Annotated in this window: 18 protein-coding genes; 7 read left to right on the top strand and 11 right to left on the bottom strand. The window is 67.0% G+C overall.

Translation table 11 applies throughout. The features are described 5' to 3' along the window. Window positions 1-37: 37 nt before the first annotated feature. Window positions 38-2,065 carry an ATP-dependent DNA helicase gene (locus HF877_RS06730; RefSeq protein WP_169620418.1) on the top strand — a complete coding sequence of 676 codons (2,028 nt, stop codon included), beginning with the start codon at window positions 38-40 and terminating at the stop codon, window positions 2,063-2,065. Between the two features lie 53 nt (window positions 2,066-2,118). Here HF877_RS06730 and glgP read toward each other — a convergent pair whose 3' ends face one another. Further along, the gene (gene glgP / locus HF877_RS06725) at window positions 2,119-4,695 is read right to left on the bottom strand and encodes an alpha-glucan family phosphorylase (RefSeq protein ID WP_169620417.1); all 2,577 of its coding nucleotides are present in this window, start codon (window positions 4,693-4,695) and stop codon (window positions 2,119-2,121) included. 389 nt (window positions 4,696-5,084) lie between these two features. On the opposite strand from glgP, the gene HF877_RS06720 reads away from it, so the two are divergent. The 3 genes from HF877_RS06720 to HF877_RS06710 are packed head-to-tail and all read left to right on the top strand — an operon-like array spanning window position 5,085 to window position 10,783. Continuing rightward, window positions 5,085-7,103 carry a maltotransferase domain-containing protein gene (locus HF877_RS06720; RefSeq protein WP_169620416.1) on the top strand — a complete coding sequence of 673 codons (2,019 nt, stop codon included), beginning with the start codon at window positions 5,085-5,087 and terminating at the stop codon, window positions 7,101-7,103. 2 nt (window positions 7,104-7,105) lie between these two features. Then, complete coding sequence (gene glgB, locus HF877_RS06715; protein WP_296549323.1) at window positions 7,106-9,310, top strand: 1,4-alpha-glucan branching protein GlgB; 2,205 nt, start codon at window positions 7,106-7,108, stop codon at window positions 9,308-9,310. Between the two features lie 30 nt (window positions 9,311-9,340). Then, window positions 9,341-10,783 (top strand): metallopeptidase, encoded by a 1,443-nt coding sequence (locus HF877_RS06710; RefSeq protein WP_169620414.1) that lies wholly within the window; start codon window positions 9,341-9,343, stop codon window positions 10,781-10,783. Between the two features lie 38 nt (window positions 10,784-10,821). Here the strand turns inward: HF877_RS06710 and HF877_RS06705 are convergent, their stop codons facing one another. The 3 genes from HF877_RS06705 to HF877_RS06695 all read right to left on the bottom strand — a co-directional run bounded on the left by HF877_RS06705 (window position 10,822) and on the right by HF877_RS06695 (window position 13,454). Next, a complete protein-coding gene (locus tag HF877_RS06705; RefSeq protein WP_169620705.1) occupies window positions 10,822-11,709 on the bottom strand; it encodes a tetratricopeptide repeat protein in 888 nt (295 codons plus the stop codon). Window positions 11,710-11,802: 93 nt separating this feature from the next. Next, a complete protein-coding gene (locus HF877_RS06700; RefSeq protein ID WP_169620413.1) occupies window positions 11,803-12,162 on the bottom strand; it encodes a DUF3817 domain-containing protein in 360 nt (119 codons plus the stop codon). Between the two features lie 101 nt (window positions 12,163-12,263). Next, entirely contained in the window at window positions 12,264-13,454 is a 1,191-nt protein-coding gene (locus HF877_RS06695; RefSeq protein ID WP_169620412.1) for an acetyl-CoA C-acetyltransferase, read from the bottom strand. 102 nt (window positions 13,455-13,556) lie between these two features. Here HF877_RS06695 and mce point away from each other — a divergent pair, with 102 nt between their 5' ends. Further along, complete coding sequence (gene mce, locus HF877_RS06690) at window positions 13,557-14,042, top strand: methylmalonyl-CoA epimerase (RefSeq protein ID WP_169620411.1); 486 nt, start codon at window positions 13,557-13,559, stop codon at window positions 14,040-14,042. Window positions 14,043-14,133: 91 nt separating this feature from the next. Next, entirely contained in the window at window positions 14,134-15,387 is a 1,254-nt protein-coding gene (locus HF877_RS06685) for a hypothetical protein (RefSeq protein WP_240952116.1), read from the top strand. Window positions 15,388-15,399: 12 nt separating this feature from the next. On the opposite strand, the gene HF877_RS06680 is transcribed toward HF877_RS06685, so the two are convergent. From HF877_RS06680 to nucS, 3 genes are all read right to left on the bottom strand, one after another. After that, window positions 15,400-16,074 (bottom strand): DNA alkylation repair protein, encoded by a 675-nt coding sequence (locus tag HF877_RS06680; protein ID WP_169620410.1) that lies wholly within the window; start codon window positions 16,072-16,074, stop codon window positions 15,400-15,402. Between the two features lie 135 nt (window positions 16,075-16,209). Continuing rightward, window positions 16,210-16,536, bottom strand: a complete 327-nt coding sequence (locus HF877_RS21270; protein ID WP_169620409.1) for an ATP/GTP-binding protein — start codon at window positions 16,534-16,536, stop codon at window positions 16,210-16,212. 2 nt (window positions 16,537-16,538) lie between these two features. Continuing rightward, entirely contained in the window at window positions 16,539-17,213 is a 675-nt protein-coding gene (gene nucS, locus HF877_RS06670) for an endonuclease NucS (RefSeq protein WP_169620408.1), read from the bottom strand. 42 nt (window positions 17,214-17,255) lie between these two features. Between nucS and HF877_RS06665 the strand changes: the two genes are divergently transcribed. Next, complete coding sequence (locus tag HF877_RS06665; RefSeq protein ID WP_169620407.1) at window positions 17,256-18,800, top strand: adenylate/guanylate cyclase domain-containing protein; 1,545 nt, start codon at window positions 17,256-17,258, stop codon at window positions 18,798-18,800. Between the two features lie 13 nt (window positions 18,801-18,813). Here HF877_RS06665 and ehuA read toward each other — a convergent pair whose 3' ends face one another. From ehuA to ehuB, 4 genes are read right to left on the bottom strand one after another with little or no spacing between them, the layout of a single operon-like run. Continuing rightward, window positions 18,814-19,578, bottom strand: a complete 765-nt coding sequence (ehuA, locus tag HF877_RS06660; protein ID WP_169620406.1) for an ectoine/hydroxyectoine ABC transporter ATP-binding protein EhuA — start codon at window positions 19,576-19,578, stop codon at window positions 18,814-18,816. A 49-nt stretch (window positions 19,579-19,627) separates the two neighbouring features. Beyond that, a complete protein-coding gene (ehuD, locus tag HF877_RS06655) occupies window positions 19,628-20,272 on the bottom strand; it encodes an ectoine/hydroxyectoine ABC transporter permease subunit EhuD (protein WP_169620405.1) in 645 nt (214 codons plus the stop codon). Next, entirely contained in the window at window positions 20,269-21,006 is a 738-nt protein-coding gene (ehuC, locus tag HF877_RS06650; protein ID WP_169620404.1) for an ectoine/hydroxyectoine ABC transporter permease subunit EhuC, read from the bottom strand. Before ehuC ends, ehuD begins: the two co-directional genes overlap by 4 nt. Window positions 21,007-21,022: 16 nt before the next feature. Beyond that, window positions 21,023-21,838 (bottom strand): ectoine/hydroxyectoine ABC transporter substrate-binding protein EhuB, encoded by an 816-nt coding sequence (gene ehuB, locus HF877_RS06645; protein WP_240952126.1) that lies wholly within the window; start codon window positions 21,836-21,838, stop codon window positions 21,023-21,025. Between the last annotated feature and the right edge of the window lie 402 nt (window positions 21,839-22,240).

Below are 22,240 nucleotides of genomic sequence, written 5' to 3'. Positions count from 1 at the left end.
ACCGGAACGTGACGGTGCCTCCCGCTACCCTTGACGGGTGCCCGATCTTCCCGAAGTGCCCGAGCTGTTACGAACCGCGGTACACGCGCTGGGCGGCAAGGAACGACGGAATCAGCTGACCATGGCGTCGGCGGTGGCGCACAGCATCGACACCGGTGAGCACCTCGCCGTGCAGGCCGGCACCGGCACCGGCAAGTCCCTCGCATATCTCGTTCCGAGCATCCGATACGCGGTCCGCACGGGCCGCACGGTCGTCGTCTCCACCGCCACCATCGCATTGCAGCGGCAGCTCGTCGAACGTGACCTGCCGCGACTGGCGAAGGCCCTCACCGAGTCGCTCGGCCGCCGTCCTCGCTTCGCGATCCTCAAGGGCCGCGGCAACTATCTGTGCCTCAACAAGATCAATACCGGTCTGGCGGAAGAACCCCCGGACACCGGTCTGTTCGACGCCTTCACGCTGTCGCGGATCGGACGCGAGGTGCGCCGGGTCACCGAGTGGTCCTCGGATACGGAGACCGGCGACCGCGACGACCTGACCCCCGGCGTGTCCGATCAGGCCTGGCGTCAGGTCAGCGTCACGGCGCGCGAGTGCCTCGGCAAGTCGCGGTGCCCGGTGGGCGACGATTGCTTCGCGGAGATCGCCCGAGCCGAAGCGGCGCAGGTCGACGTCGTCGTCACCAACCACGCGCTCCTCGCGATCGACGCGATCACCGGAATCCAGATCCTCCCCGAACACGACGTGGTGGTTGTCGACGAGGCCCACGAACTCGTGGACCGGGTCACCGGGGTCGCCACCGCCGAACTGTCGGGCAGCACGGTGTCCGCCGCTGCGCGGCGCTGCCTCAAACTGGCCGGCGACGAGGAGGTCGACCGCCTCGAGGGCGCCGCAGAGAACTGGGATGCGTTGCTCGACGAGCTCCCTCCCGGCCGGTGGGACGCCGTGCCCGAGGGCGCCGGTGCCGCGCTTGCGGCAGTCCGCGACGCCGCATGGGCGGTGCACACCTCGATCGGCTCACCCAAACCCGGCATGGATCCCGAAGCCGCCGCAGCCCGCAACCAGGCACTCGCCGAGATCGACGACGTCCACGATTGCGCCGTGCGCATCCTCACAGCATTCGACGAGCCCGATCCATCGCAGCGCAAGGACGTCGTGTGGCTCGCGGCCGACGAGTTCCGCGGTATCGCCCGCCGCACGGTCCGGATGGCGCCGCTATCGGTGGGCGGCTTGCTGCGCTCGAAGCTCTTCGGAGAGTCCACCGTCGTCCTCACGTCCGCGACACTGACCGTCGGTGGGTCGTTCGACGGCCTCGCCATCGATTGGGGTCTTCCGTCGCAGGCTGCCGTCCGCAGCGACACCACGTCGGCGTCCGGGGCGGAACCGCCGTCCGACACCGGCACCCTGAAGTGGAACGGGATCGACGTCGGCTCCCCGTTCGACCACGAAAAGTCCGGCATCCTCTACGTCGCGAAGAAACTACCGCCGCCGGGCCGCGAGGGCATGCCTCCGAGCCACCTCGACGAGATCACCGAACTCGTCACCGCGGCCGGCGGGCGCACCCTCGGCCTGTTTTCGTCGATGCGGGCGGCGAAGGCGGCCGCCGAGGCACTGCGTGAACGCGTCGACACCCCGATCCTGTGCCAGGGCGACGACGCGACCGGCGCGCTCGTCGAGAAGTTCGCCGCCGACGAGCCGACCAGCCTGTTCGGCACCCTGTCCCTGTGGCAGGGCGTCGACGTTCCCGGGCCGTCGCTGTCGCTCGTGATCATCGACCGCATTCCGTTTCCCCGTCCGGACGATCCGTTGCTCGTCGCGCGGCAGCGGGCGGTCGAAGCCCGCGGCGGTAACGGCTTCATGGCGGTCGCCGCCACCCACGCGGCGTTGCTCCTCGCGCAGGGGGTGGGCCGCCTGCTGCGCAGTACCGACGACCGCGGCGTCATCGCCGTACTCGATTCGCGGCTCGCCACCGCGCGCTACGGCGGTTTCCTGCGCGCGTCACTTCCGCCGTTCTGGGAGACGACGGATCCTGAGGTCGTGCGCAAGGCATTGACCCGGCTGCGCAGCTGACAGCCCGGGTGGACCCACCTCCACGACGGAGTGCGGATCCACCCGGTCCGGTCTCAGGGCAGCACGACCATCCCGAACTCGGCCGGCGAGGCGAGCAGATCGTGGTGCGGCAACACTCGCACGGTGTAACCGACGGGCCCGGCCAACGGCAGCCTGACGTCGGCCTCGAACACGTCGCCGAGCGATCCGCTGCCGGTGTGGGACATCGGGACGGACACGATATCGCTGAGTGTGTCGTCCGACCCGACCCGGCCGATCACGGCCTGAACTTCGACGTCCCCGGACGTGAGTTCACCGAGATCGACGTGAGCGGTCACCGCGAGCCGTGAACCGATCTCGGGAACCTCGGGCAGTCCCTCCGTGTCGACGTGTGCGACCCGCACTCCGGGCCACGCTGCTTCGAGGCGCTCCCGGTACTCGGCGACAGCCTTCGCACCGGCGAAGTTGTCGGCCGCGACGATCCGCGCCGACTCCGCTGCCGGAATGTAGTAGTCGACGGCGTAGTCGCGCACCATGCGGGACGCGAGCACCTTGGGTCCCAGGTTTTCGAGGGTGTGCCGCACCATCTCGATCCACCGGCCGGGCACCCCGTCGATGTCGCGATCGTAGAAGCGCGGCAGGACCGAACGCTCGAGCAGTTCGTACAGCGCACCCGCCTCGAGGTCGTCGCGGCGCTCATCGTCGACCCCGTCCGCGGTCGGAATCGCCCAGCCGTTCTCACCGTCGTACATCTCGTCCCACCATCCGTCGCGGATGGACAGGTTGAGGCCGCCGTTGAGTGCCGACTTCATCCCCGAGGTGCCACAGGCCTCGAGCGGTCGCAGCGGGTTGTTGAGCCAGACGTCGCAGCCCCAGTAGAGGTAGCGCGCCATCGATATGTCGTAATCGGGCAGGAACACCACGCGGTGACGGACACCGTACTCGTCGGCGAATCGCACGACCTGCTGAATGAGCGCCTTGCCGCCGTCGTCGGCGGGGTGACTCTTGCCGGCGACGACCAGTTGCAGTGGCCGCTCGGGGTCGAGCAGCAGCGCGCGCAACCGTTCCGGGTCGCGCAGCATCAAGGTCAGGCGCTTGTAGGTGGGCACGCGTCGCGCGAAACCGATGGTGAGCACGTCGGGGTCGAAGACCGAATCGACCCAGCCCAGTTCGGCGTCGGTCGCGCCGCGTTCGATCCACGAGTTCCGCAGACGACGCCGCACTTCGCGGACGAGCATCCCGCGCAAGTCGTTGCGCATGTCCCACAGTTCCTTGGCGTCGACCGTCTGGAGCAGTTCCCAGCCGCGCGATTCCTCGACGAGATCCGGCCCTGCCAGCCGGTCGGCCAGTGCCAGCCATTCGCGTGCCGCCCAGGTGGGCGCGTGGACGCCGTTGGTGACCGACCCGATCGGGACCTCGGTGGCGTCGAAACCGGGCCACAACTCTTCGAACATGTGCCGGCTGACTTCGCCGTGCAGTTTCGATACGCCGTTGCAGCGCTGGCCGAGCCGCAGCCCGAGGTGAGCCATGTTGAAGACGTCGGGGTTCGACTCGCGGCCGAGAGCGAGAATGCGGTCGACGGTCAGGCCCGGAAGGAGTGCCGACTCGTTTTCGCCGTTACGCCCCGAGAAGTAATGGCGCACAAGCTCGATCGGGAATCTGTCGATGCCGGCGGGCACGGGGGTGTGGGTGGTGAAGACCGTTCCGGCGCGGACCGCGGCAAGCGCTTCGTCGAAATCGAGGCCGCTGCCGGTGACGAGTTCCCGGATGCGCTCGGCACCGAGGAATCCCGCGTGCCCCTCGTTCATGTGGAACACGTCGGGGTCGGGCAGGCCGTGGATGCGGGTGTACGCGCGGACGGCGCGGACCCCACCGATCCCGGCCAGGATTTCCTGTTTGATGCGGTGGTCCTGGTCGCCTCCGTAGAGCCGGTCGGTGACGCCGCGGAGTTGTTCGTCGTTGCTCGCGATGTCCGAGTCGAGCAGCAGCAGCGGCACCCGGCCGATCTGGGCGATCCACACCCGCGCGTCGAGCGTGCGGCCGCCCGGGATCTCCACCTGGACGAGCGCCGTGGTGCCGTCGGCTTCGGTGAGCAGCTTGATCGGCAGTCCCTGCGGGTCGTAGGCAGGGTAATGCTCGACCTGCCAGCCGTCGGCGCTGAGCGACTGCCGGAAATAGCCGGAGCGGTAGAGCAATCCGACGCCGATCAGCGGCAAACCGAGGTCGGAGGCCGCTTTGAGGTGGTCACCGGCGAGGATGCCGAGTCCGCCGGAGTAGTTCGGCAGAACTTCGGAGACACCGAACTCCATCGAGAAGTAGGCGATGCCCTCGGGCACGGCGGTCCCGCGCTCCTGCTGTTGCTGATACCACCGGGGCCGGGCCAGATAGTGGTCGAGGTCTGCCGCGGCGGCGTCGAGCCGGGAGAGGAACTCCTGGTTCTCGGCGAGCGCGTCGAGGCGCTCCGGCGGGACCTCGCCGAGCAGTCGGACGGGGTCGCTTCCGCATCGCTCCCACAGCTCGGGATCGACGGCGGCGAAGAGATCCTGGGTCTCCGGGTGCCACGACCACCGCAGGTTGGAGGTCAGAGTCCCCAGCGCGGCGAGGCGCTCGGGAAGGTGGGCTCGTACGGTGAACCGACGCAAGGCTTTCACTCTGGGAAGCCTACTCATGTCCGCCGGTGTGCGGTGCCTCCGGTGCCGGAACCGACAAGCCGCAGAGCACATTCCCGTCCACAACCGAACAGGCCCGACAATTCCGGCCGTTCCCGCCGCCTGTGCCCATCGTGTACGCCCTTTCGGTGTGGCTCCGCAGACCGGCCGAACTTCACCCAGGAGACGTTAGGGAAGAGCGTGTTGCCCAGGAGTCACGCGCGGTGAACCGTGGTAACCGATACGGTTCGTCACATCGGTTACCGGGTATCCCCGAGGTCACCACCACATGATCGGCCCCGTGCCGCCGCCTCCATTACGGTTGACACGAACTACGGCCGCAGTACGCCCCGGCCCGGGTACGTCCCGGTCCCGTACGGAACGGAGCAAGCGTGACAGGTCGCCTCGGCATCGACGACGTCCAGCCATCGATCGACGGTGGTCGGTATCCCACCAAGGCAGTCGTCGGCGAGGTGGTACCGGTCGCTGCGGTCGTCTGGCGCGAAGGCCACGACGCCATCGCCGCGACGCTCGCCGTGCGCGGGCCCGCCACGGCACCCGGGACACCGGCCAAGCTCACCCGCATTCCGATGGTGCCCGGCTCCGAACCCGACACCTTCCACGCGGTGTTCGCGCCCACAACCCCCGGCATCTGGACCTACCGCATCGAGGCCTGGAGCGACCCGGTGTCCACATGGCGTCACGCTGTCGACGCGAAGATAACCGCGGGACAGGGCCCGGAGGACCTCGCCAACGATCTCGAGAGCGGCGCACGGATTTTCGAGAAGGCTGCGCGCGGCGTACTGCGCGGAAACCGGCCCGCCCTGCTCGCCGTCGCCGCGGCTCTGCGCTCCGAGCGGCCGCTGGCGGAGCGGGTCGCACCGGCCTTCTCCGCCGACGTCACCGAGATCGTCCGCGCTCAGCCCCTCCGCGAACTCATCACGCGGGGAAAAGCTTTCACCATCGTGGTCGACCGGAAGCGGGCCCTGTTCGGATCATGGTACGAGTTCTTCCCCCGGTCGACGGGAGGCTGGAACGAGGACGGCACGCCCCGGCACGGCACCTTCGAGACCGCGGCCGAGGATCTGCCGCGCATCGCGGCGATGGAGTTCGATGTCGTCTACCTGCCACCGATCCACCCGATCGGCAGGGTCAATCGGAAGGGCCCCAACAACACCCTCGTCGCGGGGCCCGACGACGTGGGTTCACCGTGGGCGATCGGAGCGGAGGAAGGTGGCCACGACGCGATCCATCCGGAACTCGGCGACGAGGACAGTTTCCGGAAGTTCGTGCTGCGGGCCGAGGAACTCGGACTCGAGGTCGCGCTCGATCTCGCTTTGCAGTGCGCCCCCGATCATCCCTGGGCCCGTGACCATCCGGAGTGGTTCACCGTGCTGCCGGACGGGACCATCGCGTACGCCGAGAACCCGCCCAAGAAGTACCAGGACATCTATCCGGTGAACTTCGACAACGATCGCGAGGGGATCTACGCCGAAGTGCTCCGGGTGGTCCGGCACTGGATCTCTCTGGGGGTCAAGATCTTCCGGGTCGACAACCCGCACACCAAGCCGCCGGACTTCTGGGAATGGCTCATCGCCGAGGTCAAGAAAACCGATCAGGACGTGCTGTTCCTGGCGGAAGCGTTCACTCGGCCCGCGCGGATGTACGGCCTGGCACGACGCGGATTCACGCAGTCGTACACGTATTTCACCTGGCGCGTGGCCAAGTGGGAACTCACCGAATTCGGACGTGAGATCGCTGCCAAGGCCGACGAGGCCCGGCCCAACCTGTTCGTCAACACGCCCGACATCCTGCACGAGACGCTGCAGCACGGCGGGCCCGGAATGTTCGCGTTGCGAGCCGCGCTCGCCGCGACCCTGTCCCCCACCTGGGGCGTCTACTCCGGATACGAGCTCTACGAACACCTCGCCGTTCGTCCCGGCAGCGAGGAGTACCTCGACTCGGAGAAGTACCAGTTGCGTCCACGCCGTTTCGACGAGGCACGACGCCGCGGCGAATCGCTCGAGCCGTGGCTGACCACCCTGAACCGCATCCGGCGCGCACACCCCGCCTTACAGCAGTTGCGCAACATCACCTTCCACCACATCGACAACGACGCTCTGATCGCCTACTCGAAGCACGATCCGGTGACCGGCGATGCGGTGCTCGTCGTGGTCAATCTCAACCCGTACGGCGCCGAGGAAGGCACCGTCTGGCTGGACATGCCGTCCATCGGCCACGAGTGGCAGGACCAGCTCCCCGTTTACGACGAGGTGAGCGGGGAACAGTACATCTGGGGACAAGCCAACTATGTGCGGCTCGAACCGTGGAAATCGGTCGCGCACATCATGGTGCTGCCCCCGATCGGGATTCCGGCCCGATCGACTCTCGCCTACAGGAGACTCACGTGACAGTGCCCCCACCGACTTCCTCCGAGGAACCACCGCGGCGGCGGCACAGTCCGCGCCCGGAAGACCTCGCGCGACTGGCCGCCGGTGAGCACCACGACCCCCACTCCGTCCTCGGCGCACACCCGCATCCGGAGGGCACGGTCGTGCGCACGTTGCGTCCGGGCGCGGAGAAGGTTGCCGCGCGGATCGGCGGTATCGATTACCCGCTCGAGCCGGTGGGCCACGACGTCTTCAGCGCACTGGTCCCGCAATTCGACTTGGCCGACTACCGCCTCGTCGTGACGTACCCGTTCGACCACACCGTCGTCGTCGCCGACGGATACCGGTTCCTGCCGACGCTCGGCGAACTCGACCGTCACCTGTTCAACGAGGGACGGCACGAGCGGCTGTGGGAGATCCTCGGCGCGCACCCGCAGCACTACGACACCCCGGACGGCCCCGTCGCAGGGACGTCCTTCGCCGTGTGGGCTCCGAACGCACGCGGCGTGACCGTCGTCGGCGACTTCGACGGCTGGGGCGGACGAACCGCACCGATGCGGGTGCTCGGTTCCAGCGGAGTGTGGGAGGTCTTCATCCCCGGAGTCGGACCGGGCGACCTGTACAAGTACCGGGTCCACGGTCACGACGGTTCGGTGCTCGACAAGGCCGATCCGATGGCGTTCGCTGCCGAGGTGCCGCCGGCGACCGCCTCCCGTGTCACCGAGAGCAGCCACACCTGGCGCGACGACGACTGGATCGCCGCCCGCGCGACCTCCGAACCCGTGCGCGAGGCGATGGCCGTGTACGAGGTACATCTCGGGTCCTGGCGCCCCGGCCTGACCTACCTCGAAATGGCGGACCAGCTTGCCGAGTACGTCCTCGAGACGGGTTTCACGCACGTGGAACTGCTTCCCGTCGCCGAGCACCCGTTCGGCGGGTCCTGGGGCTATCAGGTCACGTCCTACTACGCCCCGACCTCGCGTTTCGGCACACCCGACGATTTCCGCGAGTTCGTCGACCGGCTTCACGCCGCAGGTATCGGCGTCATCATGGACTGGGTTCCGGCCCACTTCCCCAAGGATCAATGGGCACTCGCGCGATTCGACGGAACGGCGCTGTACGAGCACGCCGATCCGCAGCGCGGTGAGCAACTGGACTGGGGTACCTACGTCTTCGACTACGGACGAGCCGAAGTCCGGAACTTCCTGGTCGCGAACGCGCTGTACTGGATCGAGGAGTTCCACATCGACGGGCTGCGTGTCGATGCGGTCGCCTCCATGCTCTATCTCGACTACTCGCGGCCCGCGGGCGGCTGGACCCCCAACATCTACGGCGGTCGCGAGAACCTCGAGGCGGTCGGATTCCTCCAGGAACTGAACGCGACGATCCACAAGCAGCATGCCGGGGTCGTGACGGTGGCCGAGGAGTCCACGTCGTGGCCCGGTGTCACCCGCCCGACGAACGTCGGCGGACTCGGGTTCACCATGAAATGGAACATGGGCTGGATGCACGACACGCTCGGTTACCTGTCGCGCGACCCCGTGCACCGCACCTTCCACCACCACGAAATCACGTTCTCGCTGATGTACGCGTGGAGCGAGAACTTCGTGCTGCCCATCAGCCACGACGAGGTCGTGCACGGCAAGGGCACACTGTGGACCCGGATGCCGGGCGACGACGACACCCGCGCCGCGGGTCTCCGGTCACTGCTCGCCTACATGTGGGCACACCCGGGCAAGCAATTGCTGTTCATGGGTCAGGAGTTCGGTCAGGTCGCCGAGTGGTCGGAGGAACGCGGACTGGACTGGTGGCAGCTCGACCAGCCACTCCACAGCGGCATCCAGCGGCTCGTCGGCGACCTCAACCGGACCTATCGTGCGCACCCCGCGCTGTACACGCTCGACAGTTCACCCGAGGGTTACTCGTGGATCGACGCGAACGACGCGCACAACAACGTGCTGAGCTTTCTGCGGTTCGGCAGTGACGGCTCGGTCGTCGCGTGCCTGCACAACTTCTCCGGCAGCACTCACGCGGACTATCGTGTCGGTTTACCCGAACCCGGCACGTGGGAAGAAATTCTCAACACGGACGCGACCGCTTATCAGGGTCACGGCACCGGAAACCTCGGTGCGGTGGAGGCCACGGAGCATTCGTGGCACGGACGTCCCGCGTCGGCTCGGGTCACGTTGCCCGCGCACGGTGCCATCTGGTTGTCGCTGCGGGGGTAAACCCGCATTCGACGACAGGAGCACCACAACGTGAGACGGACACGCCGGTTCGAGCGGGTGGCGGTGCCGGTGATCGCGATGGTTCTGCTGGCAGGGTGTGCGCAACAGATCGACGGCACGCCCGTGTCGGTCTACGACAACCCCTTCACGGTCGCCGGCCTGCCCGTCACGAGCGGGTACAGCGGGCCCCGTGACGGGGTTCCCGACGCCGGGGTCGTCATCGAGAACACCGACGGTGGTCCCATCGACACTCTCGCGGGCAACGCGATCGGCGATATCGAGGACTACTGGCGTGGAGAGTTCGGAACGATCGCGAAGGGTTCGTTCGAGCCGGTGTCCACCATCATGTCGTGGGATCCCTCCCAACGGCGCGGCCCCCGGTTCTGCGGGGAACCGACGTTCGACTTCGTCAATGCGGCGTATTGCAGTCTCGGCGACGTCATCGGATGGGACCGCTCCTATCTGATGCCCCAGTTGATCGAGGACTTCGGCCCGATGGCGGCCGTCATGGTCCTCGCGCACGAGTACGGTCACGCGATCCAGTACACGGCGGGCCTGATCGCCGACGACGACCCCGGCATCGTGTTCGAACAGCAGGCCGATTGTTTCGCCGGTGCGTTCATGCGACACGTCGCCGAGGGGCGTGCGGCGCATTTCGAACTCGACACCTCGGACGGCCTCAACAAGGTGCTCGCGTCGATGGTGCTGTTCCGCGACACCGATCCCAACGATCCGGATTCCATCCACGGTTCGGCGTTCGAGCGGGTCACCGCCGTCCAGATCGGCTTCACCGACGGCGCCGCGGCGTGCGCGGAGATCGACGCCGCGGAGGTGGAGACCCGCCGCGCGGACCTGCCGCAATACTTCGACGGCAGCGACGACGGCGAGCTTCCGGTCACCGCGGACTCCGTCGACCTCATCTTCCGGTCGTTCGAGCGCGTATTCGAGCTGGCAGACCCGCCGGCACTGGATCTTTCGGGAGCCGAACTCGCGTGTGCGGACGCCGCGTTCACCTCCCCGGTGTCGTACTGCCCTGCCACGAACACGATCGGAGTGGACCTCGCCGCGCTCACCGAGCGCAGCACACCGGAGGACTCCTCCGGCAACGAATTCAGCGCCGATGTCCGCGGCGACTACAACGCGTACGTGCTGATCGCGTCGCGGTATGCGCTGGCTGTCCAGCACGCGAACGGTCAATCGCTGACCGAGCCTCGCACGGCGCTCCGCGCGGCATGTCTGTCGGGCGTGATCAGCGCCGCGCTGAGCCCGATCGCGGCCGAGGTGGGGCCCGACGCGAACATGGTGTGGCTCTCCCCCGGTGACCTCGACGAGGCGGTGTCCGGTCTGCTCACCGACGGCCTGGCCGCGAGCGACGTCAACGGCAACACGGTCCCCAGTGGTTTCTCACGGGTCGACGCGTTCCGCACCGGCGTGCTCGGCGGTGAAGCAGCGTGTAACGGCCGCTACCGGTAGGCAGCGGCCGTTACACACGTGTGGTCGGTCGTGGAGTTCTAGTAGAGCGCCATGGCGAGCTTGCGCCGAGCCGAGACCACGAAGTCCTCTGCCGGGTCGAACAACTCGAACAGTTCGAGCAGCCGGGTACGCGCCGCGGTGCGTTCGTCACCCGCGCTGCGACGGACGAATTCGATCAGGCGCGCAAACGCCGCTTCGGGGTCCTGAGCGAACAATTCGGCGTCTGCCGCCGCCAGTTGAGCGTCGAGATCGGCCGGGGCCGCGTCTGCGCGCTCGACGGCGTCGGCGGGGAGTTGCTGCGCACGGCCGAGGAACCGGACCTGCCGCAGTGCGGCCTGCGCGTCCGTGTTGTTCGGCTCCGAGTTGAGGATCAGCCGGTAGGCGGCCTCGGCGCCCTCGAAATCGCCCTGCTCGAGAGCCTGCTCCGCAGCCTCGAAACGCGGGTCGACGGGCTGTTCGGCCGGTTCACCGTCGGCGCTCGGCGGCCCCGACAATTTGCCGGCGACGGCCTCGCGGATCGCGTCGAGCCACTGCCGGAGCGCGGCTTCGGGCTGGACGCCCTGGAAGTCGGCAAGAGGCTGCCCGGCTGCTATCGCGACGACGGTGGGCACCGACTGCACACCGAACGCCTGGGCGATCCGCGGGTTGGCGTCCACATCGACCTTCGCGAGCACCCATTCGCCGCCGGCTTCTGCGGCAAGCTTCTCGAGGGAGGGGGTCAGCTGCTTGCAGGGCTCGCACCACGTCGCCCAGAGGTCGACGATCACGGGCACCTGCATCGAGCGCTCGAGAACCTCGGCCTCGAACGTCGCTTCGGTGACGTCGATGATCGACGGGATTGCGCCGGAGGCACCGGCACTCGGCGGAGGTGGCGGTGGGGCGGTGGCCCTCGCCTTGAGCGGCGCGAGATCCACCGCGCCGGACATTGCTGCGGCTGCGGCAGCGGAACGTGCTGGACGGGAACCGGGTCGAGTCACGCTCTCCAGTTTGTCATGCCCGGGCGGTGGTGTGCCGGGCGGTCAGGCAGCCGTGTCGACTTTTTCGGCGCTTTCGGGCGCGGAGAGTTCGGCGAGCCGGCCGGTGCGCACAGCCCAGCGCTCGAAGACGATGGTGCCGAACGGCGGGACACTCGAGACGAGCGCCAGGAAGGTGGTCTTCAGGTCCCACTTCAGCGCCCACGCGGTGAGAAGCGCGATGAGAACGAACGGAATGAAACCGGCCACGCCGTGCACCATGCCCGGGATGGCGATCGCTTCTTCGTACCCGAGCACCCACTTGAAGAACATGGCGATCAAGAGCGCGAGCCACGTCACAGCTTCCCAGATCGCCACGAGGCGGAACCGCTTCGCGGGGGTGGACAGGTCGAAGATGTTCGTCATGGCGCCCATTGTGCCGGAGGACTACGACGACCCGTAGTGGGGGTGAGAGACATCACGGCCCCGGCGGAGTGCGCCGGGGCCGTGATCGTGCTCAGTGCGCGTCAGGCCTTCGGCACGCGAACGATGAGCGCATCGCCCTGGCCGCCGCCGCCGCACAGCGCAGCCGCGCCGATGCCACCGCCGCGACGCTTCAACTCCAGCGCGAGGTGCAGGGCGATGCGGGCACCGGACATGCCGAGGGGGTGCCCGAGCGCGATGGCGCCACCGTTGACGTTGACCTTGTCGGCGTCGATGCCGAGTTCACGGGCCGAGACGATGCCCACCGCCGCGAAAGCCTCGTTGATCTCGATCAGATCGAGGTCCTGAGGATCGACACCCTCGCGCTCGCACGCCTTGGCGATCGCACGGGCCGGCTGCGACTGCAACGTCGAGTCCGGTCCGGCGACCACACCGTGGGCGCCGATCTCCGCGATCCAGCTCAGGCCGAGTGCCTCGGCCTTGTCCTTGCTCATCACCACGACCGCAGCGGCACCGTCGGAGATCTGCGAGGCCGAACCGGCCGTCACGGTGCCGTCCTTGGAGAACGCCGGACGCAACCTGCCGAGGGACTCGGTGGTGGTGTCGGCGCGAATTCCCTCATCGGCGGCGAACATGATGGGGTCGCCCTTGCGCTGCGGAATGGCGACGGGCACGACCTCCTCGTCGAACAGGCCGTCCTTCCAGGCGCGCGCCGCGTTCTGGTGCGACGCCGCGGCGAAGGCATCCTGCTCCTCGCGCGAGACGAAACGTTCTCCGCTGTTGGCGGACTCGGTGAGGTTGCCCATCGCCTGGTCGGTGAAGATGTCGTGCAGCCCGTCGTACGCCATGTGGTCGCGCAGCGTCACATCGCCGTACTTGAATCCGGCACGGCTCTTCTCGAGCATGTGCGGCGCCTGGCTCATCGACTCCTGCCCACCGGCGACGACGACGTCGAACTCGCCGGCACGGATCATCTGATCGGCCATGGCGATCGCGTTGATGCCCGACAGGCACACCTTGTTGATGGTCAGCGCGGGCACGTCCATGGGAATGCCGGCGGCCACTGCGGCCTGCCGCGCGGGGATCTGACCGGCACCCGCGGTGAGAACCTGCCCCATGATCACGTACTCGACCTGTTCGGGCGCAACGCCGGCCTTCTCGAGGGCGCCGTTGATCGCGACGCCGCCGAGGTCGGAGCCGGAGAGGTCCTTGAGTGAACCCTGCAGGCGCCCCATGGGCGTACGGGCTCCGGCGACGATGACAGAACTGCTCACGGAAACGACCTCCGACGATCGGGGAAATGTGGGGCGCCCAACCGGGCCTGAAACATCACTCCCGATATGAACGCATTCAACGTTAACGCTACCGTCTAGAACATGACCGAGATCTCTCCCACCTCCACGCCGGCCGCTGCGCTTCTCGCGACCGGGCTCGTCACCGCGATCGATCACGTCGGTATCGCGGTGCCCGACCTCGATGCCGCTCTCACGTGGTACGCCGAGAACCTCGGCCTCGTGTCCACACACGAAGAGGTCAACGAGGAACAGGGTGTCCGGGAAGCGATGCTGTCCGTGCCGGGCAGTCCGGAGGGCGCGACCCAGATCCAGCTGCTCGCTCCGCTGAACGAGAATTCGACGATCGCCAAGTTCCTGGACCGCAGCGGTCCGGGATTGCAGCAGCTCGCATACCGCGTGTCCGATCTCGACGCGGTCTCCGCCGCACTCCGGGCCAACGGCGTCCGGCTGCTGTACGACGCCCCGCGTCGCGGCACCGCCGACTCCCGCATCAACTTCCTCCACCCGAAGGATGCGGGCGGCGTTCTCGTCGAATTGGTCGAGCCGGCCGCTCACGCCGCGCACTGAGCCACGCGGACGGATCACGAGTCTGCGTTCCCGCCCGCGTTTTCGGCGGGAGCGCAGCGTGTCCTCCGGCCTCAGCAGGTAGATTGTCGCCATGGTCTTCGATCGTGATCGCACCCCCAGCCACCTGCCGTTCTCGATCGTGCGAAAAGGCTTCGACCGCGACGAGGTAACCAACTACTTCGCGCGGTTCGAGGCCGAGTTACGCGTGACCGCGACCGACCGCGACGCCGCGTCCGCGCAGGCCCGCGATCTCGCGCGCCAGCTCGAGAATGCGCGCAACGAGATCGACGAGCTCCGCCGCGATGTGGACCGGCTGTCGGTGCCCCCCACCACCGCCGAGGGTATGAGTGACCGCATCTCCCGGATGCTGCGCCTCGCCTCGGACGAAGCATCCGAGTTGCGGGCGCGTGCCGAGGCCGACTCCGCGGAAATGATTTCGCTCGCCGAGCAGGAGGGCATCAGACTCCGCGGCGATTACGAACAGAAGCTCGCAGAGCTCGAAGAACGGCGCCGCGCATTCGAGGACGAGCACAAGCGGACGATGGCTGCCGCGCGCAAGGAAGCCGACCGCATCGTCGCGGCTGCGCGCGCCGAGGCCGACCGCCACGCCGCCGAGGCCGAAAGCAAGCGCGAGCAGGTTCAGCAGGACTTCGAGATCACGATGGCCGAACGTCGCAGCAAGCTTCTCGGCGAACTCGACAACCTCGAGCGCACGAGCAAGGCCGAAGCCGAACGACGTATCGATGTGGCGACGCAGGAAGCCGCCCGTCGACTCGCGACTGCCACCGAACAATCCGAGCGCAAGGTCGCCAACGCCCGCGACCTCACGGAGGAAATGCGGATGCTGCGCGGACGCATCCTCGGCCAGCTCGATGCGGTGCGCGAACAGCTCGACGACGTGCCGACCATGCTCGCCGCGATCAACCGCGAAGGCGAGTTGCTCGACCGGGAGATCTCGCTCGATACCCCCCGTCCGGGCGGTGGCAGCACTTCGGCCGGTGGGAACACGGCCGGTGGCGGCGCTCCCCGCGATCGCAACACGGAGGGCGGCACTCCCGCGGCGAAGCCGAACGCGACCGCGGATACCGAGGGGCGGGTCGCCCCGCCTGCGCGAGCGGACCGGGACGACGCGGCAGCCGGTGAGACCGGACGCACCACGGACAGCGGCAAGAACGCCGGCACCGGGAAATCCGACGCCGCCGAGAAGACCGACACCGAGAAGACCGAGACCCCGAAACCCGCCGACGGCGTCCGCGGTTCCGGAACGCAGCCTCGGAACACCACGGGCTCCGGACCGAATATCCAGGGACGTTCCCCCGCGGTCGCCAGCAAGGTCAGAAACTGACGCGTCGCGCGACTACCCTGCTCCCTGGCGGCGGCCTGCCATCTCGCTGATCCAGACCGGGGCGTACGGCGACGTGCAGCCCGGTGACGTCGGGTAGTCCTCGAGAACTCTCAACCGCTCCCCGATCTCGAGCGCGCGTTGCCTGTGGTGAGCGTGCTCGATCCCGATCTGGGCGCAGCAGGTGTTCATCGACCATTGCAGTGTGTCGGGAGCATCTTTCATCTCTGTCTCGACGATGTCGAGGAGTCCGTCCAGGTCCAGCCGGGCCGGATCCGTGGCCACCAGTCCGGCGGTCAGATCCCAGCCGGCACTCGCGACCGCCGGGTCCGGGTCACGGAACCAGCGCGCGCGCAGTTCCTCTGCGTGCGGGCTCTTCTTCACGACGTAGCTCACCAGCCAGACCCGCACCTTGGGAGCACGCGCGTCACGCATCATCGCGTCCAGTTCGTCACGCTCGAACGACCTGGGCCGGCAGATCAGGAGCGCGAGCAGCCTCGCCGCTGTGTCCCGGGTGTCCCAGAGCCCCCGCGCGAGTTCGTGCTGGGTCTTCAGCCGCTTCGCAACCGCCCGTAGCCTGCTGAGATTCACGCCGTGGTCGTCGCCGTGTTTCTCGTTGACCGCCCGTGCCTTCGGGTCCTCGAGTGCGGCCAGTTCGGCCATCACATCTGCCACAGTCGTCTCGGCCATCCGTGCCTCCAGTGATCACGTTCCGCCATCGGCCAGCGCACGCCGCCAGACTACGACGTGCAGACGGACACCACCCGCTCTTGCAGGCGGGGACCCCTGGAGCACTGCCGACCAGGACCAATTGAGCACTGCCGGCTAGGACCACCGACGCGTGGGCCGCCGCGTTCCGCGTCCCTTCCAGCACCCGTTGTGCCAGTGCCGTCTGTCGTCGGCGCCGCCCGGAGTGTCCACGGGCCAGGCCACCACGTGTGGTGTGCCGGGCGCGATCTCGTGGTCACATCCCGGGCAGCGGTACGGCTTGGTGGCGCGGCTTCCCGGCACTGTCCGCACCGTGTACCTCTCGTCGTCAGCTCCTGCCGGACCGTTCTCGGTGCGGCTGGTGGCGTAACCGAAGGAGGCGCTCTCCGATTCGGCGTGTCCGCGTCTGCGCGACGACGTAGGGGGACGATTGCGGCGGGGCACCGTCAGAACAATCTGAACTCGGTGCTCTCGGTGCCACGCAAAGCCTCGTAATCGAGGACAAGGCAGCGGATCCCGCGATCCGTCGCCAGGGTCTTCGCCTGCGGCTTGATCTGCTGGGCAGCGAACACTCCGGTGACCGGGGCGAGGAGCGGGTCGCGGTTGAGAAGTTCGAGATAGCGCGTGAGCTGTTCGACGCCGTCGATCTCGCCGCGGCGCTTGATCTCCACGGCCACCGTGGCGCCGTCCGCGTCCCGGCACAGCAGATCGACGGGACCGATCGCTGTCGGATACTCGCGCCGGACGAGCGTGAATCCCTGGCCGAGCGTCTCCACGTGTTCCGCGAGAAGTTCCTGCAGGTGCGCTTCCACGCCGTCCTTGATGAGACCGGGGTCCACCCCGAGTTCGTGACTCGAGTCGTGCTCGATCTCCTCGAGCGTGATCCGCAGTTCCTCGCCGGCTTTGTTGGTCACCACCCAGAGCGCCTGCGCCTCGTCGGCCGGTTCCTCGACGAGCCGGCACGGCGGGCTCATCCAGTTGAGAGGTTTGTAGGCGCGGTCGTCGGCGTGGATACTCACCGACCCGTCGGCCTTGACGAGCAGGAGTCGGCGCGCCGTGGGCAGGTGCGCCGTCAGGCGTCCGATGTAGTCCACACGGCAACGGGCAATCACTAGACGCACGGACCTACCCTAGTGGATCTGCTCGACTACTCTCGAACGACCATGCCAGCACGCAGCAACCGCACCGCACCGCTCGGGTCCGCGATCCTCGGTGAACCCGCCGAACCCGTCCGGCGGCAGCGCATCCGCATCCAGTTGTTGCTCACCCTGTCGCTGATCGGGACGCACCTTGTGGGGGCGGCGATCGTGGCCGCGCTCATCAACGTGGTGATCCCCGGCCCATCGGTCCTCACCTCCGAATTCCTCGTGATCACCGCGATCCTTGCGCCTGTGTACGTGGGGGTCGCGATCGTCCTGGGGTCGGTCCTGTTCACCCGCGGGGCCCTCCGCCGGTTGCGGTGGGCGCTGGAGAACCGGCCACCCACCGCCGACGAGCAGCGCATCGCTCTCACGATGCCGTGGCGGATCACCCTTCAGCAGGGTGCACTGTGGTTCGTCGGGTTCGTCTTCTTCACCACGTGCTTCGGCATCGTCGACGCCGAGACGATTCCCAAGGTGGCCCTGACCATCACGCTCGCCGGGGTTACCGTGTGCGGTTTCGCATACATGTTCACGGAGTTCGCACTCCGCCCTATTTCCGCGAGGGCCCTCGAAGCGGGCACACCACCACGCCGGAAGTTCGCCGGCACCACCGGGCGGGTGATGCTCGCGTGGGCACTCGGCAGCGCCGTACCCGTCGTCGGGCTGATCTTCGTGGCGGTGTTCACCTTCGTCCGCCCGGTCACCACGACCCGCCTCGCGATCACGATCCTCGTCCTGGGAACGGTTGCGCTGTTCACGGGCTCACTCCTGATGTACCTGACCGTACGATCCACGATCGCTCCCATCGAGTCCGTGCGTTTCGGGATGCGCCGAATCGAAGAGGGACGATTCGACGAAGCGGTCGTCGTCTACGACGGCACCGAACTCGGCCAGTTGCAGGCCGGCTTCAATCGGATGGCCGAGGGCCTGCGCGAACGGGAACGTATGCGGGAGGTGTTCGGTAAACATGTCGGACGTGACGTCGCAGCGGCAGCGCTGAACCGGGCAGAGACCCTCGGTGGTGAGGAACGGGACGTCGCGGTGCTGTTCATCGACATCATCGGGTCCACCGGGATCGCGGCGAGCCGACCCCCCTCCGAGGTCGTGGAACTGCTGAACCGATTCTTCGCCGTCGTCGTCGACGAGGTCCATTCCGCCGGAGGCTTCGTCAACAAGTTCGAGGGTGACGCCGCGCTCGCGATCTTCGGTGCCCCGGTTGCGGTCGACGACGCTCCCGGGCGGGCACTGGCTGCCGCCCGGAAGATGGCGCAGCGTCTCGAGGCCGAGGTACCCGAATGCCGTGCGGGCATCGGCATCACCGCCGGGATTGCGGTGGCCGGCAACATCGGTGCCGAGGAGCGGTTCGAGTACACGGTGATCGGAGACCCGGTCAACGAGGCGGCACGCCTCTCCGAACTCGCGAAAACCGTGCCCGGACACGTCGTCGCGTCACGCCGTGCGCTCGACGCCACGTCCGGCGCGGAACGCTCCCGGTGGACGCTGGGCGAAGAAGTGGTGCTCCGAGGACGGGCCGAAGCTACCCACCTGGCCGTTCCGTCCTACTGACGATCCCGGGCGCTCATTCTCCCGCGATGATCGCGTCGAGAAATCTCCGTGTTCGCTCGTGTGCGGGATCGGTGAAGATGCGCTCGGGCGAGCCTTCCTCGACGATGCGACCCTGATCGAACATCAGCACGCGATTGGATACGTCTCGCGCGAAGTGCATCTCGTGCGTGACGATGAGCATCGTGATGTCGGTCGTGTCGGCGATGGTGCGCAGCACGTCGAGCACATCCGCAACGAGTTCGGGGTCGAGCGCCGAGGTCACCTCGTCGAGAAGCAGGATGTCGGGGTCCATTGCGAGCGCCCGGGCGATCGCCACACGCTGCTGCTGCCCACCGGACAGCTGCGTCGGATGCGCACTCTCCTTGTCCGACAGTCCGACCGTCGCGAGCAATTCACGCGCGCGCTCCTGCGCTTCGGACTTCTTGCGCCCGAGCACGTGGATGGGCGCCTCCGTGAGGTTCTCCATCACGTTCATGTTCGGGAACAGGTTGAACTGCTGGAACACCATGCCGATGCTGCGGCGCATCGTTCGGAGGTGCCGCTCCGACGCGGGAACCAGACGGTCCCCTTTTCGTTCGTGGCTGAGCGGTTCACCTTTGACCCGGATGACCCCGCCGTCCACCTTCTCCAACGTCATGAGCAGACGCAGGATGGTGGTTTTGCCGGAGCCGCTGGGGCCGATCAGCGTCACCCTGTCCCCTGCTGCCACCGTGAAGTCGAGATGATCGAGAACGACGTTGTCGCCGAATTTCTTGACGACCGAGTCGAATTCGATCATCGGCACAGTGGACCTGTCGCCCGTGAGGGAGTGTTCCTCGAGGGCCGGATCAGTAGGCAAGTCGACGCTCCAATCTGCGGATGAGCACCGACGTGGGATAGCTCGCGGCGAGGAAGATCAGCCCCGCCATCGTCAGTGGCTCGAGATATTGAAAGTTTCTTGCCCCGAATTGCTGCGCGGCCGTGACCATCTCCACCACGGAAATGGTGAAGAGGTACGGGGTGTCCTTGAACATCGAGACCGCATAGTTGCCGAGAGCCGGAACGACCCGGCGAATCGCCTGTGGCAGGATCACCGCCCGCCACGTTCGGGCGGGTGGCAAAGACAACGCGCGTGCCGCTTCCCACTGCCCCACCGGGACAGCTTCGATCCCCGCCCGGTAGACCTCGGCCATATACGTCGCGTAGTGGATACCGAGTACCGCGATACCGATTTGCAGTGCCGAGAATTGCGGGAGCAGGTAGTAGACGAACAGCAACTGCACGACGAGCGGTGTCAGCCGGATGAACTCGACTATCGCCGAGAGCAGTTTTGCGAGCACCTTGGGGAGCGAGCGCCGCATGATCGCCACGGCCAGACCCAGCACAGCAGCGAGAGCGAAACCCAGCACCGTCGCCAGCAGCGTGATGCGGAAGCCCTCGAGCAACACGGGCAGCGCCTCTCCGGCGCGTTGCCAACTCCATTCGACGGTCACGACTTCACCACCCCCGCGGGTTCGTCCAGAGCCGGCGCGACCCCGAAGATCTCACGCATACTCGGACCGGTGCCGAGGCGACTCTTCGCGCGTACCTCGAGCGCGTTCATCACCAGCGTGAGGATGTACCCGACCACGAAGTAGAGGACGAGGCCGATTCCGAACGCGAACAACGTGTCGCCGGTGTTCTGCCGCAACTGTTCGATCTCGAACGTGAGATCCTGCAGCAGAATGTAACTCGCAAGCGCAGTGCCCTTGAGCAACTGGATGAGGAGATTGGTCAGAGGAGGAATCATCTCCGCCCAGGCCTGAGGAAAGATCACTCGGCGCAGCCGTTGCCAGTACCCGAAGTTCAAGGCGGTCGCCGCCTCCCATTGGGGTCGTGGAACCGACGCGATGGCGCCGCGGACGACCTCCGCACCGTAGGCGCCGTAGTTCAGCGACAAAGCCAGGATGCCGCACACGATCGGTTCGAGGCGGTACCCGAACAGAGGCAGCACATAGAAGAACCAGAACAACTGGACCAGCAGTGAGGTGCCTCTGAAGAATTCGATGAACACACGCGCACTGCCGCGCAGCGCGAGATTCTTCGCGCCGCCGGCAAGGCCCAGCGCAAGCGCCAGAAGGAACGCGAAGAACGCGCTACCGATGGTCAGTTCGAGCGTGACGATGATCCCGTCGAACAGGCGCGGGATTGCATCTCGAAACTGCTCGAAGTTGGACTCCGAAGCCATTGTCCGCAGCCCGCGCTCAGGCGGTGCCCTCGCACAGTGTCTCCGTGGTCAGGTTCGGATCCGGCATCTCCTCCGCGGTGAAGCCGTAATCCCCGACGATCGAGAGGTAGGTGGCCTCGTCCGACGTGATCTTGGCCAGTTCGGCGTTGTAGGCATCGCGGAGTTCGGTGTCTTCCGTGCGGAACACGGTGCCACCCGCTCCCACCTGGGGAACGCCGTCGATTTCGGCGACGAACGACTCGGTGACCTCGACGGGAGCATTCTCGTTGTTCTGCTTCATCCAGTTCAGGGAGATACCGGTCAATGCGAAGACATCGGCACGTCCGTTGATGACCGCGTCCATGCCGTCCTGCGGTGAGGACACCTGCATCGCGTCGATACCGAGCGACGACGCGTAGTCCGACTCGATCGCACCGGTCAGCACAGCCATCCGGACATCCTTGTCCGCGATGGTCTGCATGTCACTGAGCTGCTGAGGGTTGCCCTGAGGAACCATCAGAGCGGTCGTGTAGTTGAACTCCGGCTCACTGAACAAAGCCTGTTCGCACCGCTGGGGAAGGATCGACATGCCGGCGCTGACGACGTCGAAGCGTCCAGCCTGCAGACCCGGAATGAGGGCACCGAAGTCGGTAGCCACGCCCTCCACGTTGTCGATGCCGAGGTTCGAGAAGATCTCCCTGTGCAGCGCGACCGTTGCGCCGGTCAGTTCGCCGTCCTGCATGAAGCTGTAGGGCGCCTCGCCGGCGAAGCCGACCGTGACGGTGCCGGAGTCCTGGAGTCGCTGGAGAGTCGACCCCTCGCCCGAGTTGTCGACGCTTGTGCATCCCGTCATGGACGCGCCGACAAGTCCGAATCCCGCAAGAGTGGCAGCGGCCTTCACAATTCCGGCCGAGCCGAACCTGTTCTTCATGGTCTGATCCCTCTCGTCGCCCCAGAACGACCCGGGAGGATGCGCACCGCCGTGCAGCACGATCCAAGCGGATCTTGCACCAGCGGACGTTACCCACATCACGTGGCAAAGCGGGACCCAGAACCACGTCGTTACCATCTCGTAACCTGACGGTTCCGCGCGAACGAAAAAAGGGTTCCACACCCGCGGGTCCCCTCCTCCACACAAAACACTGAAGGCCCCCAACAAAAGTTGGGGGCCTCCAGCAAACGGGTGTTCGGCGGTGTCCTACTCTCCCACACCCTGTCGAGTGCAGTACCATCGGCGCAATGGGGCTTAGCTTCC

It is taken from the genome of Rhodococcus sp. BL-253-APC-6A1W (genome assembly GCF_012843405.1).
In the GTDB taxonomy this organism is placed as follows: domain Bacteria; phylum Actinomycetota; class Actinomycetes; order Mycobacteriales; family Mycobacteriaceae; genus Rhodococcus.
This window is presented reverse-complemented; position numbering and strand designations above follow the sequence as displayed.